The sequence below is a fragment of the Trueperaceae bacterium genome (assembly GCA_031581195.1).
In the GTDB taxonomy this organism is placed as follows: domain Bacteria; phylum Deinococcota; class Deinococci; order Deinococcales; family Trueperaceae; genus SLSQ01.
The window spans coordinates 1-2,891 of the sequence record JAVLCF010000178.1; the positions used below are offsets into that span (position 1 = coordinate 1).

Annotated in this window: 2 protein-coding genes; one reads left to right on the plus strand and one right to left on the minus strand. The window is 56.9% G+C overall.

What is annotated here, in order from left to right:
• Positions 1–1,237: BspA family leucine-rich repeat surface protein (locus RI554_11140; protein MDR9392568.1), on the minus strand; the 1,237-nt coding region annotated here is incomplete at its 3' end.
• Between the two features lie 537 nt (positions 1,238–1,774).
• Here RI554_11140 and RI554_11145 point away from each other — a divergent pair.
• On the plus strand, positions 1,775–1,993 hold the full coding sequence (locus RI554_11145) for a hypothetical protein (GenBank protein MDR9392569.1): 219 nt from the start codon (positions 1,775–1,777) through the stop codon (positions 1,991–1,993).
• Positions 1,994–2,891: the final 898 nt, after the last annotated feature.

Sequence of the window (2,891 nt, forward strand, 5' to 3'; positions counted from 1 at the left end):
TGCCGATGTCTTGATTAAAACTCGAAGCGCCCCCAAACATATGTGACATGTCAGTTACATTACTCGTGTCCCAATTGCCGATGTCTTGATTGAAACTCGAAGCGCCTTCAAACATATGTGACATGTCAGTAACGCTGCTGGTATCCCAGTGCTCGATATTCGCGTTGAAGTCGGACTCTCCACGAAACAGGTCGAACATTTGCGTAATGCCGGTGGTGCACGTCGCGCTTGCATTTTCTGGTGTGATGTTCCATGGGCCACGCCTGACGAAGTTCACTCCGTTAACCTCAAGAGAGTGGCCTAGGGGAACGCCCTCGCACGTTACGCGCGTCAACGTGGCAGGCGTGCACATGAAAGACGTGCTTTCGACTCGGATTTGTGCCCGCTCACTTCTCTCGACGGTTTGTCGTTGCCGATTAGGTTGAGAGCTTTCTTCCTTCGTGAACGTTACGTCTCCGAGGCCACTTGAGAAGGACAACCTACTTAAGGCATCGTCACGTTCATGCGTTGTAGCCGGCCCTCTCAACGAAGTGGCGGCGACCTCCACCTCAATGCCGGTAACTTTCGGGTCCGAGCGCAGTGGTGCCAGAGGCAGGCTAATACCGGCGTTTTCGGGCGCCAGTTGAAGACGCAATCGCTCCTCGTCCCTCCTCACCACGTCGGCATCAGACCGTTCACGCCCAACGTTGACACTGCGAAACTCCCAAGTGCTCGTACCGTCGCTGAGGTTGAGCTCGCAGCTCTCACGTCCCACTTCCATTGTCGTGAACCAGGAGAACACCTCCTCTGCCAAAGCTGCAGGCGAGTCTTCCATCTTGGACCAGGGATTCCCCTGCCGGCTGCCGGGCACCACGACACGATCTCTAGATCGATTCACCCCCACTTGGAACACCGAGACTTCGCACAGGTCACCGCCGTCGTCAATCGAGAGATCCTTCAGCCGGACGACCGACGTGAGTTCGTCTTCAGATCCACCCTGCGCGACCCACGACAAACTACTTGCCTTGATCGCTGCGTCACGCGCAACAAACCGACTGCTTCTCTTTGTCTCCACCCAGATGGTGTCGGCATTGGCGGAGCGTGACTCAGAATTTTCAGTTTCGTCCAGAAAAGGGACTACCGCTACGAGAGCATCGACGACTCCATCTCGTTCCTCATCGACATCGACAACCCAAGCGTACGTGACGTCCCCGCAGGCACGAAACGCGTCAAATGCGATCTCATCGTCGAGCTCCACACCCTTGATGGAGGCTACGAACCCGCTTACCGTACCAAGCACACGCGAGGCGGCGGTTCTGGTGACCTCTTCGCTCTTTGGTACTGTTTCGCTCTCCGAAGCTGCGCTTGCATCGCTCCCAGTCACGGTATCGGTGTCGGAGGGAGTCAGCGAAGACAAGTCCATTGCGCTCCGAGATGCCCGAGCCTCACCGTCGGCCCTATCCGTCCACCTCGTTACGTCATACGCAGATATGACGCAGTAGCCACGTCCCTCACCCATGAAAGCACTCTGGACGCTTGAGGCATGTCCTGAAAGAATTTTGGAGGATTCGTCGTATTGACTTCGAACAATTCGGAGTGCCTTGGCACCGTCCGCACCGTGACCGAGCCGCGCTCCGGCCGACAAAAGACTTTGATCTCCCGTTGAGAAGAATAATTCACCTATTACAACTTGTGCACGTTCAAGAGCCATTTGCTGGGCACGAACAATTTCCGAAGGGCCCCCGACTCGATACGTATCTTCCGTGACGAGGTGCGTGCCGTACGCGCGCACAAGATGACGGTCTCCCTCTCTAACCACCGCAAGAGCTGGACCTTCGCAACGCCGGGCAGCGTCGGCGAGACGCCCAATCTCGACAAACTTCGAAGAGGCATCGGTTATCTGAAACACACGGACGCCCGCGTCCTGCAAATCCTCTGGCTGCACGAATCCCTGCGCGCTCGCAACACCGACGACGCCAACGAGGCATGCAGCAGTCACGAGTGCGCTCTTTGAAATGTGCACAGAACCCAACACCCCGAACCTTCGCAAACACACGCTTAAACAAGTACTCCAGCTTCGACGCAGCTGTGTACGCATTCGTGCTCCAATCGGAAAGGAATTCACAATGGTGTGTATATCAAATGGCTCGACAGGGCGTGAGAGACTCTGGGGGTTGCTACCCTTTTTTCAACGAGACCGGAATTGTCTTGCTTGACCAAGTTGGAAGGCAGCGCCACTCTACGGCTCGCATCGCGCGGGATTGTTGCCGCCGGTTTTAAGTTTCACCGCGGCCCTACCCGTCAACGCAACTACCCGCCGTTTGATGTCTTAGCGTCAAGTTTCGTGCCAACGGGTACGACGCCCGTTGACGTACGGCCTCGGACCATTGGCAATACCGACGGCGCCGCGAACAGGATTGCTGTTCTGGCTTTCACGGGCCTCAAACTAGCTTCTCGGCCCTCTCGTCAAACGAGGGAATGCTCACGACGCCTTCATCGGGACGTGAACCGCACCCCAAATTCGGCACCGAAAATCTTCCTGCACCCTTCGGTATACGCGAATCGTAGGTGGGGACCGAAAAACGTTGGCTCGCGCACTCCATGCAATTCAAAACTGACGTCCAACCCGAGGTGAATCGTCCTGAACCCTGGGAGTACGATGCGGACCTCCACACAGCGCGCATCGAGACCCTTGGCTGGCTTGGGCCCGGATCGAGGTTCCGCCTCGTCTTCACGCGTAAACGACAATTCCGACATCGAGTTTCGAGCTACAATCGCCCTCGTCTCCGAACTACTTAGATCGTGCGAACATGCTATGTGCGGTCTCGGGTACCAAAAGGCTTACAGCAGGTCGCCAGGCCCCAGGGCGGCGCCCAGGCCGGTCCGCAGGTTCTCGAGCGGGAGGAGCGCCG

Coding starts and splice junctions, on each gene's coding strand:
- RI554_11145 (MDR9392569.1), top strand. CDS start 1,775: ATGACGGTCTCCCTCTCTAACCACCGCAAGAGCTGGACCTTCGCAACG.